The organism is Streptomyces sp. KR55 (assembly GCF_052245645.1).
Taxonomy (GTDB): Bacteria; Actinomycetota; Actinomycetes; order Streptomycetales; family Streptomycetaceae; genus Streptomyces; species Streptomyces flavusporus.
The window spans coordinates 1-13,741 of sequence record NZ_JBQQCE010000012.1 but is presented as its reverse complement, the minus strand read 5'-3'; the positions used below and the strand labels follow the sequence as shown (position 1 = coordinate 13,741).

Genomic DNA, 13,741 nt, shown 5'->3' with positions numbered 1-13,741 from the left:
GGCTTCTCGGTCGGACGACTGTCGGATGCCGACCCCACATGCCCCGTAGGACACACTGTGCGCCATGAAACCCTTGTCCCGGTTCGTTCCGGCAGTCACGGTCACGGTCGCCTCGTTCGTGACGGCGGGCGGCCTCGTCTCCTGCTCGGCGGACGACGCCGCCGAGCCCGCGGAGATACGTGTCAACCAGGCCGGATATGTGACCGGTGAGAAGAAGTACGCCTACGTCATGGGAAACGGCGACGACCTGGCCGACGCCGGCTTCACGGTGGTCGACGAGCGCGGGCGCACCGTCCTGCGCGGCAGGCTGGGCCCCTCGACCGGTTCCTGGAACGCCGCCTACGACACCGTCCGCACCGTCGACCTGTCGGCGCTCCGCCGGACCGGCACCTACCGGCTGCGGCTGACGGGCTCGGCGGAAGGCCGGTCACCGCGCTTCCGGGTCGCCTCGGCGGGGCAGTTGACGGACGCGCTGCGCGCGGACAGCGTGCGCTTCTTCCGCACCCAGCGGGACGGCGGCGACGTACTGCCGGAGCAGACCGGCCGCATCGCCTCCCACCTGACCGACGAGCGGGCCGTCGTCTACGCGCCCCCGCGCTACACGGCCGGCGGCGAGCGGACGGCCGCCACCGCGCTGACCGAGGTGGCGGGGCCCGTCGACGTGTCCGGGGGCTGGTTCGACGCCGGTGACTTCCTCAAGTTCACGCACACCACGTCGTACGTCGTCGGGCAGCTGCTGACCGCCGTGCGCGACACACCTCCGGTGCCCGGGCTTCCGGCGGAGGCGGACCACGGGCTGGACTGGCTGGACAGGATGTGGGACGGCCCGGACGGCGTCCTGTACGCCCAGGTGGGCCTCGGCAGCGGCAACGCGCGGTTGCGCGGCGACCACGACATGTGGCGCCTGCCGGAGGAGGACGACGCTCTTTCCGTACGGCCAGGCGACCCCGACTACTTGGTGAAGCACCGCCCCGTGTTCCGCGCCAACACCCCTGGCGACCCCGTCAGTCCCAACCTGGCGGGCCGGGTGGCCGCCGCCTTCGTGCTGGCCGCGCAGGTACGGGCCGAGGAGGACCCGGAGGCGGCGCGGCGGTGGCTCGACAAGGCGGCGGAGGTGTACGCGCGCGCCGACACCGACCCGCACGGGCGCCTGTTCACCACCGTCCCGGCGAGCTACTACCGGGAGGACTCGTGGCGGGACGACATGGAGTGGGCGGCCGTGGAACTCGCCCGCGCCGCCCGCGAGTTGGGTGACGGCCGAAGCGTGCGGTGGCAGCGGGAGGCGGTCGGCTGGGCGAAGGCGTATCTCCAGTCCGGCGAGCGCGGCACCCTGGACGTGTCGGATGTCAGCGCCCTCGCCCACGCGGATCTGCTGTCCTCGCCCGGACTGGAGGGGGACACGAGGAACGCGCTCGAAGCGGATCTCAGGCGGCAGTTGGCGGAGGGCACGCGGCAGGCCGCCCGGGACCCGTTCGGCGCGGGTGCCGTCCTCACCGAGTTCGACGCCGTACCGCGCACTCTCGGGCTGGTGGCCACGGCCGGGCTCTACGCGCGCGTCACGCGTGACCACCGCTTCGACGCCTTCGCCTCCCGGCAGCGCGGCTGGGTCTTCGGTGCCAACCCCTGGGGCACCAGCTTCGTCATCGGCGCGGGTGAGACGTACCCGCACTGCCCGGAGCACCAGGTGGCGAACCTCGCCATGAGCCGCACCGGGCGGGGGGACATCCTGCGGGGTGCCGTGGTCAACGGCCCCAACAAGGCGGAGCTGTTGGGCGACCTAGAGAGGTTCGACAGCATGCGTCCGTGCTCCGCCGAGCCGTCCGGACACCGGTGGTCCGACTTCGACGGGCACGGTGCCGGCTACGTCGACGACGTGGCCGCCTGGCAGACGGTCGAACCGGCGGACGACTTCACGGCGACCGCCCTGCTCGCCCTCTCCCTCACCGCGGACGCGGCGGTCACAGAACTGCGCTGAGAAACGTGACGGCCGCCAGCCGGCGGGTCCTCCTGGTGTACTCCTCGGCCTCCCTGTCCGGCTCCCGCCGGTCGTTGCAGTTGACCCGGCGGAGCAGCTCCTCGATGGCCTCCTGCTCCTTGTCCAGACGGCCCGGGAAGAGGGGGTATTCGTAGGTGTTCATGACCTGTCCTGTCGACGGTGGGTGCTCAGCGACGGCTGCGGTACGGACCTGCACCTGAGTGCTACACCCCCAGGTCGAGGGCCAGGCACGAGAAGGTGCGCCACGCGCCCGTGTCCTCGGGAGAGGTTTTCGCCCCGCCGTTCGGCCCGGACTCCACCACTTCGGTCATGTCCTCGTAGCGGATGCGCTCGGGCAGCTTGCCGAAGCGCACACGCCGTGACGCCGCGGCGGTGTCCATCGTGGCTTCCTGGTTCATGACCAGCCTCCACTTCGTGGATCGTGGACGGGTCCTGTCGGTCGACGGGACTGCTTTTATCTTGCACCCAGTTTCGTCACCAGTCAAGATGGTGACGCATTGATATGTGTGACCTGTACGGCTGGCTAACATGTCCAGGCATGAGAGACCTTCCGCACACCGGACACACCCTGCTGATCCGCACCGACTTCTCCGACGAGGCGGCCTGGCAGAGCCTTCGTACCGTTGTCACCACTCCTGACGAGGAGGACGGCTTCCTCGCGGCGCTGCACATCGTGGACGACCCCGCCTACCGCGACCTGACCGCCGAGCGGCTCGTCGCACTCGCGCCCGCCTCCAGGCTGCTCGGTCCCTCTCGGGCATCATGGCTCCCCGCGGAGCAGGCGCGGTCCGCGGTCACGCGGTCGGCGCCGCTCGGCCGCTCTGCGCCCCGCCGGGGAACCAGCAATTCGCGGCGGCCAACGCCGTCACGGCGGACCATGTCGCCCGCCACAGGGCCCGTCTTCCGGCACGCGGACTTCATCGGCGGCACCCTTCACATGTCACACCGATCAGGACACCTGCGTGAGTCCAGGAACACATGTGCGATGCTCGTTGGCCTCTGCGACCGTACCCGACACCACACATGACGAGTGGTAGGGTGCGCGCCGATCTTCTTCTCACACGTTTCTGTACTCGGACCTTGGGATTCCATGAGTAACTCGGCAGAGGAAACACAGCAGATGAATGCCTTCGTCCCGGGCGGCCGGCGTCGGCACCGCAAGATGAGACAGGGCGGCTCGGGAGTCCGGCGTGCCGTCGTGCTCGCGATCGCGGTGCCCATGGCCTCGGCCGCGCTGGCGGGGCCCTCGGCCTTCGCCGCGTCCGGCAACAGCGCGACGGGCACGGCGGCCGGCGCGACCGAGGGTGTCGACGCCAACGACCAGCAGATGGCCGCGAACCTGGACACCCGGGTGCTCGACCAGCGGCTGGGCTCCGACGTGAGCGGTGTGGTGCTCGACGCGGACTCCGACAGCACCCTGTGGGACCACAACGGCTCCACCGCGCTGATGCCGGCCTCGAACGTCAAGCTGGCCACGTCGACCGCCGTCCTGACGGTGCTCGGCCCGGAGCACCGCTTCACCACCAAGGTGGTCTACGGCGACGGCACCCTCACCCTCCTCGGCGGCGGCGACCGCACCCTCACCAGCGCCGACCTCGCCGAGCTGGCGCAGACCGCGGTCGCCGGACTGCAGAAGGCGGGCCTGACCTCGGTGAAGGTCGCCGTGGACGACAGCCTGTTCCCCGAACCGACCCTCGCCGACGGCTGGAACGAGGGCTACTACCCGGACTCCGTCGCCCCGGTTCGCGCCCTGGTCGTCGACGGACGCGGCGTCCAGGACACCTCCATCGACGCCGGGCAGACCTTCGCCGAGCTGCTCGCCGAGAACGGCATCACCGTCGACGGCGACGTCACACGTCGTACGGCAGCCCGCACCGACGTGCCCGTCGCACGCCACAAGTCGGCCCCGCTGGCGGACATCGTCAAGAAGATGCTCAAGACCAGCGACAACAACATCGCCGAGACCCTGCTGCGGATGACCGCCCTGGGCGCGGGACGCCCCGCCACCTTCGAGGGCGGCACCGAGGTCGTGCGCCAGGTGCTCAGCCACCGCTACGGCGTCTCTCTCGACCACTTCGAGATCCACGACGGCAGCGGCCTGTCCCGGGCCGACCGCATCCCGGCCGCCACCCTCGCCCAGATCCTCGAACTGCTCACGGAGCCCCGTTACGCGCACACCCTGGGCGTCATCCTGGACGGCCTGCCGGTCGCCGGTGAGGCGGGCTCCACCCTCGGCCCGGAGTGGGGCCGGTTCGACGACCCGAACTCCCAGTGCGCGGTCGGCAAGGTGCAGGCGAAGACCGGCACTCTCACCGGTGCCATCGCCCTGAGCGGTCTGACCCGGACCGACGACGGCGAATGGCGGGTGTTCTCCTTCATCGAGAACGGCTCCACGGCCGCTCCGAACGACATCAAGGACGCGATGGACGGCCTCGCCGCGACCGTGAACGGCTGCTGGGCCTAGCCAGGTCCGGCAGCCGGGTACCGCCCACCGAGACGCCGCCCGACCGCGAGGTCGGACGGCGTTCGTGTGCGTGGCACCGGTCCTGCCTCACATACAGCGGGCCCGCCGCCGGGCCCTCCGCGACACTGCCGCCCATGCCCCGGCTCCGCTGGAAAGGAACCCATGAAGCCTCCACACACGCCCCGTTCGCCGGGAGACCTCCCCAAGAGGGTCCCGGGCAGCGCCAGGTCGGTCGGTTCCGGGCCCGCCCAGGACGGCGACACGGCCGGTGCCGCGGAGCCGGCCGCGCCGGGGAGCGTCGGCCGTACGCCGGACGCGGCCGGGAGAGGCGCCTCCCTGCCCCGGCTCGCCCAGATCTCCTCCCTCGGGTTGTGGGGGAACGCCGGCCGCGGTGCCGACGCCCCCGGCGCCGCCACGAACAAACCCGGCGACGACGTCGCACGTACCGGCGACAAGGCCCGGCGCGAGGGATTCCGTGGTGCCCTCGGCGTCGTGGGCATCGTGGGACTGCTCGCGGTGGGCGGCGTCCTGCTGACCCTGGGCCTGGTCGGCGGGCACGACGACGACAGGCGCGACGGGGCGCCGGTCGCCGTCGACTCCGGTGACTACGGCACAGACGTCGTCGACGGGCTCGGCGATGTGCCGGCACCCGCGGTGAGCGCGTCCGGTACCGGCACCGGCAAGGAGCCCGATGGTTCCGCGAAGCCCACGTCCACCTCGCCCAAGAGCAGTGCGTCGAGCGAGGACGCCCCGTCCGACCGACGCGCCACCGCCCCGGCGCAGGAGCCCACCGGAACCGAGACGACCGCCCCGGCCGCGGCGCCGGGTGTGAACGTGTTCAGCCACGCCTCGCAGCGCTGCATCGACATCGCGGGCGGCAAGGCCGTGCAGGGCGCGAAACTGATGATCTGGGACTGCTCGGAATCCGCCTCGCAGCACTGGACGTTCATGGGCGGGACCATGCGCGCGCTCGGCATGTGCGTACAGCTCGCGGGCGGCTCGACGGCCGACGGGGCGGACCTCGAACTGGCCACCTGCAACGGGAGTTCGGCGCAGCGGTTCGTGCTGAACTCCAGCCATGACCTGGTCAACACGCCGGCCAACAAGTGCGCGGACGTACGGGACAACCAGACGGCGAACGGCACTCGGCTCCAGCTGTGGTCCTGCTCCGGCGGTGTCAACCAGAAGTGGTCCACGTCCTGAGCGGATGCCGACCCGACGGAGGTATGTACAGGTGCTTACGGCACTGGGCATGTCCGAGCCCGATGAACGAATCTACCGGTGCTTCCTGGACCAGGGACCTGTGCTCGTCTCGGACCTCGCCGTATCGCTGGGAACATCGGCGGACCATGTTCACCGGTCCGTCGCCCGTCTCACGGAACTCGGACTCCTGCGCGCCACCGGCGGAGGCTGCTACCAGGCGACGAACCCCGAGGCCGCGCTGCTGCCCCTGCTGGCCAGGCGGCAGTTCGAGGTGGAGACGGCGCTGGCCTCGGCGCGGACGGAGATCGACCGGATCGCCGAGCGCTACCGCGACGGAAGGCTGCGGGCCGATCCGCGCAATCTGGTGGAGGTCCTGTCGGAGCGCGAGCTGATCCGGGAACGGGTCGAGGAACTGAGCAACTCCGCGACGAGCCACATGTGGGCCCTCGACCGTCCGCCCTACGTGGGCCGCCCCGATGGCCGACACCACAGCAACGAGGACGAGTTCGTCATCACGGCGGCCTGGCTGGGGCAGGGCATCGAGGTGCGCTCGATCTACTGCCCGCAGTCGATGGAGCGCCCCGGACGGTTCGCCACGCTGCTCAGACTCGCCGAACTGGGCGAGCAGTCCAGACTGCTGCCGTCCCTGCCGTTCAAACTGCACATCATCGACAAGCGAGTCGCCCTGGTCCCGCTGTCCGGCCCGGTCTACGACGACCTCGTCGTCATCCACCCGTCCGGCATGCTCGACGCCCTGGTGGAGCTCTACGAGGCCTACTGGGCCCGCGCCGAGCCGATCTCCGGCGCGGCCCTCGCCGAGGACGACACCTTCGGCGCCGACGACATCCTGCTCCTCGGCATGCTCAAGGCCGGGCTGAAGGACCAGGCCATCGCCCGCCAGCTGGGGTGCAGCACCCGGACCGCCACCCGGCGCATCGCCGCCGTCCTGACCAGGCTGGGAGCCGGCACCCGTTTCCAGGCGGGGGTCAGGGCCGCCGCCCGGGGACTGATCTGAGCCGGCACGCGTGGCCTTCGGCTCTGTTCATCTCCCCATGGCGGTCGCGGCTGCCGCTGAACCTCACAGCGATCGAAACACGTGTCTTCAGCGTATGCGGGTATTCACCCTTGCCGATTCCCCACGTTGGAGAACCCATGAGCACATATGAGTCCGGCCCGTTGCGTCTCCCCGAGCTGCTCTCGGCCTCCGTCAAGGCCGCCGCCGAGGAGATGGAGGCCGGTCGTGATCTGCCCGAGAAGCTGATGCAGGAGCTGCGCGACAGCGGTGCCTTCCGGCTGCTCACCCCGCGCGAGCTGGGGGGTTTCGAGGCACCTCTGGAGACAGTGCTGAAGGTGTACGAGGGCTTCGGACGTCTCGACGCCTCGGTGGCGTGGGTGGTGTGGAACACCAACTGGGGGTTCCTCGCCGCGCTGCTCGGCGAGGCCGGCACCGCCCGGGTCTGGGCGGACGGCCCCGATCCGATCTTCGCAAACGCCGACCAGCCTGGCACTGCGGTGGTGACCGAGGGCGGCTACCGTCTCTCGGGTACCTGGAAGCGCGTCAGCGGCGTCGACCGGGCGGACTGGCTCGTCGTGGTCGCCGTCGTCGCGGAGGACGGCAGCCCCCGACTGACGCAGGCGGGCACACCGGACGTACGGCTCTTCGCCCTGAGCCGGGACCAGCTCTCGGTCCTGGACACCGGGGACGTCAGCGGCATGCTGGGCACCGGCAGCAACACGGTGGTCGTCGACGACGTCCTGGTCCCCGACGAGCTGGTCGCCCGGTTCGACGTGCCGGCTCGTACCCAACGGCCCCTCTACCATGGTTTCATCCCCGCGCTCGTCTTCCCTGGCTGCTCCGCCGTGGTGCTCGGTGTCGCGCAGAGCGCCGTCGACGAGATCGTCGCCCTCGCCACGTCCAAGAGCACGTTCACCGGTGGCACGCTCGCGGAATCCGCTCGCGCCCAGGCGACCGTCGCGCGGTCGGAGGCGGCCCTCCAGGCGGCGCGGCTGCTGTTGCTGTCCGCGGCGGCGACCGTGGACGCCGCCGGGGAGAAGGGCGAGCCCGCAACCCTCGACCAGCGGGCTGCCCTGCATGCCGCGATGTGTCACGCGACAGAGGTCAGTCGTGAGGTGCTCGTGGCCATGTACGAACTCGGCGGCTCTGCCTCGATCGACCGCGGCAACCCCGTCGAGCGGCTCTTCCGCGACGGCATGGTGGCGCTCCAGCACGCCAACCACTTCGCCCCCTTCCTGGAGGCCGCCGGGCGCGTCCGCTTCGGGTTCGATCCCGGTGTCCCCCTCTTCTGACCGGGGCCCGGCGGTGGCCTGTTCACGCACCCGGTGGTCCAGCGCCGACGTCGAGCCCTCCGACACGTTCGCCTACTGGGCCGCCGTCGTCTGCGACACGTTCGTCGGGGTGACGGTGCGTCCGGAGCCGGACGGGGCCTTCGAGGGCCGGATCGAGACGTCCGTCCTGGACGGGGTGGGGTTCGCCGCGCTGACCGCGAGCCCCCAGCAGGTGGCACGGACGCGCCGGCTGATCGCGCGCGACCACGAGGACTTCCTCCTCGCCAACATCCAGCTCCACGGCCGGGCCAGGCTGGAGCAGAACGGACAGGTGGCCGTGCTCACCCCCGGGGCGATGGCCTTCGTCGACAGCGCCCGCCCCTACGCGCTGGATTTCGCGGACGACTTCTCCCAGCTGGTGGTCAAGGTGCCCAGGGCCCGGCTGCCGCACCGCTCCCTGAACCGGGCGACCGCTGTGGAACTGGGCGCCTCGGGCCCCGGCCGGGTGGTCGCCGACTTCCTCGTCGGGCTCGACCGCCTCCAGGGCCACGACCCGGGAGCGGCTGCGGCTCTGCTGCCGCACGCCGTCGACCTGCTGGACGCGGCGCTGGGATGGGCCACGGGCGGCGCGTTGCCCCAGACGTCGGCGACGGCGTTGACGCGGGAGCGTGTCCACCGGTTCGTACGCCGGCACGCCAAGGACTCTCGCCTGGACGCCGCCGCGGTGGCGGCGGGCTGCGGTGTTTCCCGGCGCACGATGTACCGCGCTCTGGCCGAGGGCGGCGAATCGCTCACGCGGCTGATCCGCAGGGTTCGGGTGTCACACGCGCAGCGGCTGGTCCTGGCGCACCCCGAACGCCCGCTCGCCGCCGTGGCCCGCGAGTGCGGGTTCGGCGGCGAGGCACAGCTGTACCGGGCGTTCAGAACGGTCACGGGCATGACGCCCGGCGCCTACCGTTCCCGGTGACGGTCAGACGACCACGGGCCCGCTCTTCGGCATGAACTCCCTGACCACCTCGATGAACTGGGGCGGAGCCGGCGGCATGGGCGCCTTGACGAACTCGCCGAGGCCGACGTCGTAGCGCTGCCCCCACTGCGGGTCGACGACGTGGTGGCCGTCGAGGCGGAGCTGGTCCACGTTGCGCTGGACAGCGGGCTTGGCCCATATCGCGCCGGTCATCACCGGGAAGAAGACCACGGGGAAGTCGGCGGCGGCGATCGTCGCGGTCAGCATGTTCGGCACGGCGCCCGTGGCGGTGGCGGAGAGCATGTTGGCGGTGGCCGGGAGGACGGCCATCATGTCGTGCTCCGCCGCCAGGGTCGCCTGGTTCTCCCGGGCCCAGTCGTCCGGCGTCGTCCCCGTCACCACGCGGTCCGCGAACAGCGCGACGGTGTGCGGCGGAAGGAACGTGGCGGCGGTGTGGGTCATCAGGACGGTGACGGTACCGGTGAACGTGGTGCGCAGCGCGTTGAGGTACGTCGGGAGCGTGGCGACGGCGGCGGAGCCGGTGGCGCCGATGAGCAGGCGCCCACCGAAGGTGGACGGGTTTTCGCTGGTCATGTCTCCACGATGGTCCGCCGCCCCGGCCGGGGTGTGACCAGGTGTGTCACGCGGGCTGACCGTCCGTGCCGTCAGCCGTCCCCGTCCTCCGCGTCGGCCAGCCGGTTGAGCCATTCGTGGAGCAGGACGCGCTCGCCGGGGCTGAGCGCCGCGGTGTCGCCCTGGTCGAGAGCGGCGCGCAGTGCCATGGCGCTGCCGGCGACGGGGGCGGCGCCGCCGACGTCGTGCCCCTGCGGGGGGGCAGCGTGAGGGTGTTGATCACCATCTCGCGAACGGTGTGGGAGGTCCGCAGGTCGCGGGCGTCCTCGGGAAGGCTCATCAGCGTGATGACCGTGCCCACGCCGGCGGAGTGCATGACCTCGGTCGCGCGCTCGACGCTCATCCGCAGCCGTCCGGCGGCGGCGACCCGGGTGATCATGTGCTGCAGGCCATCGATGGCCCGTCGTCCTGGAGGGCATCCGCAAGGGCCGTACGTATGTCGCCGAGTCCTCCGCCGTCACCGTCGCCTTCAGCGCGGCCGGCGGCGGCCAGCATCGCCGAGACGCTTCGGGCGGCCGCGGACACACTCGTCGACGTGCGCCTGGAGGTGTCCGGAGTGCCCAACGGCACGGTGCGGTTCATCACCGACGAGGGCCAGATGCACCAGGAGTCGCTGGGCGCATCCGGCACCGGCACGGTCGTGTGGCGCACCACCGCCTCGCTCGCCGCGTACGTGCGCGCCGAGGTCCGCCACCCCAAGGCGGACGGCACCCCTGGCAAGGGCAACACCATGGCTCCGAACCTGCAGTGGGGCCCGATGGCGGCGCTGACCAACCCGATCCTCCTGCAGATCCGGGACTGACCGCACAAGTCGGCACGGCACACGTGTCGGTGGCCCACCTCGCACACGTGTGCCTGTTACTGTCGTACGATCACGGCCATGCCCGTCGATCCCTTCGGTCCCTGAGCAATCCCCTCGAACGGGTCATTTCCGTGTGTCGCCTCCAGCCGACCGGCAGTCAAACGACTGATCCATGACAGACCGGTGGCTCCGACAATGGGGACGCTGGCGACAATCCGGAAAGGAACCGCACACCCATGACGGTCATCAACAGCCCACTCGGACAAAGAGCGCGAGATCGCGGGCAGCGCCCTGCAGGCGACCCTGGTCGACCTGCTCGACCTGTCCCTGGTGGCCAAGCAGGCGCACTGGAACCTCTACGGGCCGCGCTTCCGCTCCATCCACCTGCAGCTCGACGAGGTGGTCACCACCGCTCGCGACTACGCCGACACGGTGGCCGAACGCGCCGCCGCACTGGGAGTCAGTCCGGACGGGCGGGCCGCCACCATCGCCGCCACCAGTGGGGTGCCCGACTTCGCGGCGGGCTGGACGAAGGACGTCGACGCCGTCGACGCTCTGGTGCGGACGTTCTCCGCCGTCATCGAACGGGTGCGGGAACGCATCGAGGTGACCGGTCCGGCGGACGCGGTGACGCAGGATCTGCTGATCGGCCTGACCGCCGATCTGGAGAAGCAGAGCTGGATGTTCCAGGCCGAGAACCGCGGCTGAGGGGTGCGGGGACGGTTCCGTACGAGGGGCCCGCCCCCGCTGGACACATGTGCGCGGCGCCCCGGGACAGGGGCGCTCACCTTCGGCGGCGTGCCCGCAGGGCGGCTGCCTTGACGCGGTTCCCGCAGGTCCGCATCGCGCACCACTCCCGCCGGCGGCCCCGGGAGCGGTCGAGGTAGACGTGGGTGCAGTCGGGGTGTCCGCACTCGCGCAGTAGGGCCGCTTCCGCGCCGGCGATGATCTCGACCGCTTCGCGGGCGAGCTCGGTGAGGGCCTGGGCGGCCTTGCCGGAACGGCTGGTGCCCGCGGAGCCCAGCCGCATCGCCACCGGCACCCCGGCGGCCTGCCGGTTCACCGCGACGACCGCCCCGACGGGTAGGGGACGGCCGGTGAGACGAGCCCTGACCAGCGAGTGGATCGCCTCCCGCAGCTCCCGCGCCGCGCGCAGGTCCGCCTGGTCGGATCCGGGCCGCTCGTCGAGCAGCCCGGACTCGACGAACCAGGAGTCGAGCAGCCCGGGGGAGCCGATCCGCTCGATCGGAACCGGCGCCCGCCGCTCCTGCAGGGTGCCCACGAAGTCGAGTGTGAGCGTCCCGCACGGAAACACATGTCTCACGTGACCCTCCTGACAGGTGACCGAACACCTCTCCAGAGTAACCACCTTGACGGGTGACGAGACCTCATGGAAATCTTTCGTCACCAGTCAGAACGGTTACTTCTCGGTGAGGACATCCCATGGCAGTCGTACGCTTCCACCTCGTCTCCCAACTCAGCCCCAAGGACGTGCTGGGGGTGCTGACCGACTTCGGTCCCTCCCGCGCCAAGGCCTGGCCCACGATCGACGCCGACCACTTCGAGGTCCACGACCTCGGCGACACCTGGGCCGAGGTCACCGAGGGAACCGCCGCGGCCTGGGAGCGGGTGCGCTACGAGTGGGAACCGGCCGGTGACACGGTCACCATCACCACGCTCGACTCCAAGCTCATCGGAGCCGGCGGCGGCTGGGTCTTCCGGATGGCCCCCGAGGGCGACGGCACCAGGGTCGACGTCGAGCTGACGCGGCAGCCGAGCACGGTCAAGGGCAAGATGCTCGCCGCGCTCCTCCCCCTGGCCGCTCCCGCGTCCCTGCGCAAGTCCTTCGCGGGGCCGCTGCAGGCGAAGTGACGCGCTCGCACATGCCGGAGGGGCCGACAGCGTGAGCTGTCGGCCCCTCCGGCATGTGCCCCGTACGTGACCTCAGTCGGTCACTTGTCGAGGTGGGTGGTGAAGTAGTCGGTGAGCTTGTCGACGGCGGGGTCGATGTATTCGCGCTTGTCGTAGAGGTCGACGTGGCTGGCGCCGGGGATGCGGTGGAGTTCCTTGGGGCCGGTGGCGGCCTGGTGGGCCTCGATGGCCATCCAGGCGGTGACCGCGCGCTCGCCGATGATCTGCAGGATGGGACGGGGGCCGATGAGGGGGACGGCGCGGAAGACGTCGCTGGAGGCCATCTTGTCGATGCTGTCCCAGGTGAGGTACTTCGCGGAGCGCTCGTGGTAGCCGCGGGCGCCGCAGTAGTACTCCCAGCCCTCGATGCCGTGCTCGCCGCCCAGGGCGCCCGCCTGTTCGGCGGTGCCGGGGAACATCGTCAGCACGCCGGGGTCCTCGCCGCGGGCGGCGCGGGTGCGGGCCTGGGCGGCGGCGTCCAGGAGGGCCTGGAAGACGGCCGGGTCCTGGGAGCCGTCGGCGCCGTAGCGGAACTGGCGGGCGGGTTCGGCGGTGCACACGGTCGCCACGGCCTTGACGCGGTGGTCGCCGCCGGTGGCAGCCAGCGAGTAGCCGCCGGAGGCACAGATGCCGAGCAGGCCGATGCGGTCGGCGTCGACCTCGTCGCGGGTGATGAGGTAGGAGACAGCGGCCTTGAAGTCCTCGATGCGCTGGGCGGGGTCTTCCAGTCCGCGGGGCAGGCCGCCGGACTCGCCCTGGTAGGCGGCGTCGAAGGCGAGGGTGACGAATCCGCGCTCGGCCATCAGCTGCGCGTAGGTGCCGGAGGTCTGTTCCTTCACCCCGGTCCCGGGGTGTCCGACCACCAGCGCCGGACGGCGGCCGGCAGTCGGGCTGTCGGGGGTGTAGAGGTGCGCGGCGATCTCGATACCGGCGCTGTCGAAACTGACACGGGTCCTGGCCATGGAAACAACACTCCTGAAAGACGGTGACGGACGATGCCGTGGAGCACCCGGTCCGTGCCGGGCACACATCCACCATCCGCCACCTGCCTCGCCCGCGGGAGAGGCAGGTTTCTGCCTGGGAAAGAACCTGCCCCCTCACACCTGTGCCGCGCCCGGTCCGGCCGCATGACACTGGAGAACATGAAACCGACACCCGACTCCCACCTCGGTGCCTTTCTCAGGGCCCGTCGGGCGCAGCTGGATCCGCGCGAGTGCGGCCTGCCGGAGACGGACTCAGCGCGCCGGGTCACGGGACTGCGCCGCGAGGAGGCCGCCCAGCTCGCCGCGATCAGCGTGGACTACTACACCCGCCTCGAACAGGGCCGCGTCCGCGCCTCCGCCCCCGTCCTCGCCACCCTCGCCCGCGCCCTGCACCTCGACGACGACCAACAGCAATACCTCTACGAACTCGCCGGCCGCACCGACAACCGACCGCACCGCCGCCGACCCGCGCAACGCGTACGCCCCGCCATGCGCC

Annotated in this window: 15 protein-coding genes and 1 pseudogene; 11 read left to right on the top strand and 5 right to left on the bottom strand. The window is 71.2% G+C overall.

Annotated elements, in window-relative coordinates:
• Positions 1 to 64 precede the first annotated feature (64 nt).
• Positions 65 to 1,975 (top strand): glycoside hydrolase family 9 protein, encoded by a 1,911-nt coding sequence (locus ACTWQJ_RS03165; RefSeq protein WP_443305077.1) that lies wholly within the window; start codon positions 65 to 67, stop codon positions 1,973 to 1,975.
• Here ACTWQJ_RS03165 and ACTWQJ_RS03160 read toward each other — a convergent pair.
• Complete coding sequence (locus ACTWQJ_RS03160; protein WP_443305076.1) at positions 1,959 to 2,138, bottom strand: hypothetical protein; 180 nt, start codon at positions 2,136 to 2,138, stop codon at positions 1,959 to 1,961. The genes ACTWQJ_RS03165 and ACTWQJ_RS03160 overlap by 17 nt on opposite strands.
• A gap of 61 nt (positions 2,139 to 2,199) precedes the next feature.
• Positions 2,200 to 2,394, bottom strand: a complete 195-nt coding sequence (locus tag ACTWQJ_RS03155) for a hypothetical protein (RefSeq protein WP_443305075.1) — start codon at positions 2,392 to 2,394, stop codon at positions 2,200 to 2,202.
• A gap of 140 nt (positions 2,395 to 2,534) precedes the next feature.
• Between ACTWQJ_RS03155 and ACTWQJ_RS03150 the strand changes: the two genes are divergently transcribed.
• The 6 genes from ACTWQJ_RS03150 to ACTWQJ_RS03125 all read left to right on the top strand — a co-directional run bounded on the left by ACTWQJ_RS03150 (position 2,535) and on the right by ACTWQJ_RS03125 (position 8,916).
• On the top strand, positions 2,535 to 3,023 hold the full coding sequence (locus tag ACTWQJ_RS03150; protein ID WP_443305074.1) for a DUF6924 domain-containing protein: 489 nt from the start codon (positions 2,535 to 2,537) through the stop codon (positions 3,021 to 3,023).
• Between the two features lie 93 nt (positions 3,024 to 3,116).
• Complete coding sequence (dacB, locus tag ACTWQJ_RS03145) at positions 3,117 to 4,460, top strand: D-alanyl-D-alanine carboxypeptidase/D-alanyl-D-alanine endopeptidase (RefSeq protein ID WP_443305073.1); 1,344 nt, start codon at positions 3,117 to 3,119, stop codon at positions 4,458 to 4,460.
• 162 nt (positions 4,461 to 4,622) lie between these two features.
• Positions 4,623 to 5,663, top strand: coding sequence for a ricin-type beta-trefoil lectin domain protein (locus ACTWQJ_RS03140; protein ID WP_443305072.1), 1,041 nt, complete (start codon positions 4,623 to 4,625; stop codon positions 5,661 to 5,663).
• A 49-nt stretch (positions 5,664 to 5,712) separates the two neighbouring features.
• Positions 5,713 to 6,678: a helix-turn-helix domain-containing protein gene (locus ACTWQJ_RS03135; protein WP_443305071.1), complete on the top strand. Its 966-nt coding sequence runs from the start codon at positions 5,713 to 5,715 to the stop codon at positions 6,676 to 6,678.
• A 137-nt stretch (positions 6,679 to 6,815) separates the two neighbouring features.
• The gene (locus ACTWQJ_RS03130) at positions 6,816 to 7,970 is read left to right on the top strand and encodes an acyl-CoA dehydrogenase family protein (RefSeq protein ID WP_443305070.1); all 1,155 of its coding nucleotides are present in this window, start codon (positions 6,816 to 6,818) and stop codon (positions 7,968 to 7,970) included.
• Entirely contained in the window at positions 7,954 to 8,916 is a 963-nt protein-coding gene (locus ACTWQJ_RS03125; protein ID WP_443305069.1) for an AraC-like ligand-binding domain-containing protein, read from the top strand. Before ACTWQJ_RS03130 ends, ACTWQJ_RS03125 begins: the two co-directional genes overlap by 17 nt.
• 3 nt (positions 8,917 to 8,919) lie before the next feature.
• On the opposite strand, the gene ACTWQJ_RS03120 is transcribed toward ACTWQJ_RS03125, so the two are convergent.
• On the bottom strand, positions 8,920 to 9,510 hold the full coding sequence (locus ACTWQJ_RS03120) for a flavoprotein (protein WP_443305068.1): 591 nt from the start codon (positions 9,508 to 9,510) through the stop codon (positions 8,920 to 8,922).
• 574 nt (positions 9,511 to 10,084) lie between these two features.
• On the opposite strand from ACTWQJ_RS03120, the gene ACTWQJ_RS03115 reads away from it, so the two are divergent.
• Entirely contained in the window at positions 10,085 to 10,351 is a 267-nt protein-coding gene (locus ACTWQJ_RS03115; RefSeq protein WP_443305066.1) for a hypothetical protein, read from the top strand.
• 236 nt (positions 10,352 to 10,587) lie between these two features.
• Positions 10,588 to 11,059: pseudogene (locus ACTWQJ_RS03110) on the top strand (Dps family protein).
• 76 nt (positions 11,060 to 11,135) lie between these two features.
• Here ACTWQJ_RS03110 and ACTWQJ_RS03105 read toward each other — a convergent pair.
• Positions 11,136 to 11,675, bottom strand: coding sequence for a CGNR zinc finger domain-containing protein (locus ACTWQJ_RS03105; protein WP_385273090.1), 540 nt, complete (start codon positions 11,673 to 11,675; stop codon positions 11,136 to 11,138).
• A gap of 119 nt (positions 11,676 to 11,794) precedes the next feature.
• Here ACTWQJ_RS03105 and ACTWQJ_RS03100 point away from each other — a divergent pair, with 119 nt between their 5' ends.
• Positions 11,795 to 12,223: a hypothetical protein gene (locus ACTWQJ_RS03100; RefSeq protein WP_443305065.1), complete on the top strand. Its 429-nt coding sequence runs from the start codon at positions 11,795 to 11,797 to the stop codon at positions 12,221 to 12,223.
• 80 nt (positions 12,224 to 12,303) lie between these two features.
• Here the strand turns inward: ACTWQJ_RS03100 and ACTWQJ_RS03095 are convergent, their stop codons facing one another.
• Positions 12,304 to 13,224: an alpha/beta hydrolase gene (locus tag ACTWQJ_RS03095; protein WP_443305064.1), complete on the bottom strand. Its 921-nt coding sequence runs from the start codon at positions 13,222 to 13,224 to the stop codon at positions 12,304 to 12,306.
• A gap of 180 nt (positions 13,225 to 13,404) precedes the next feature.
• Between ACTWQJ_RS03095 and ACTWQJ_RS03090 the strand changes: the two genes are divergently transcribed.
• Positions 13,405 to 13,741, top strand: a 337-nt coding sequence (locus ACTWQJ_RS03090; RefSeq protein ID WP_443305063.1) for a helix-turn-helix domain-containing protein, incomplete at its 3' end; no start/stop codon positions are given.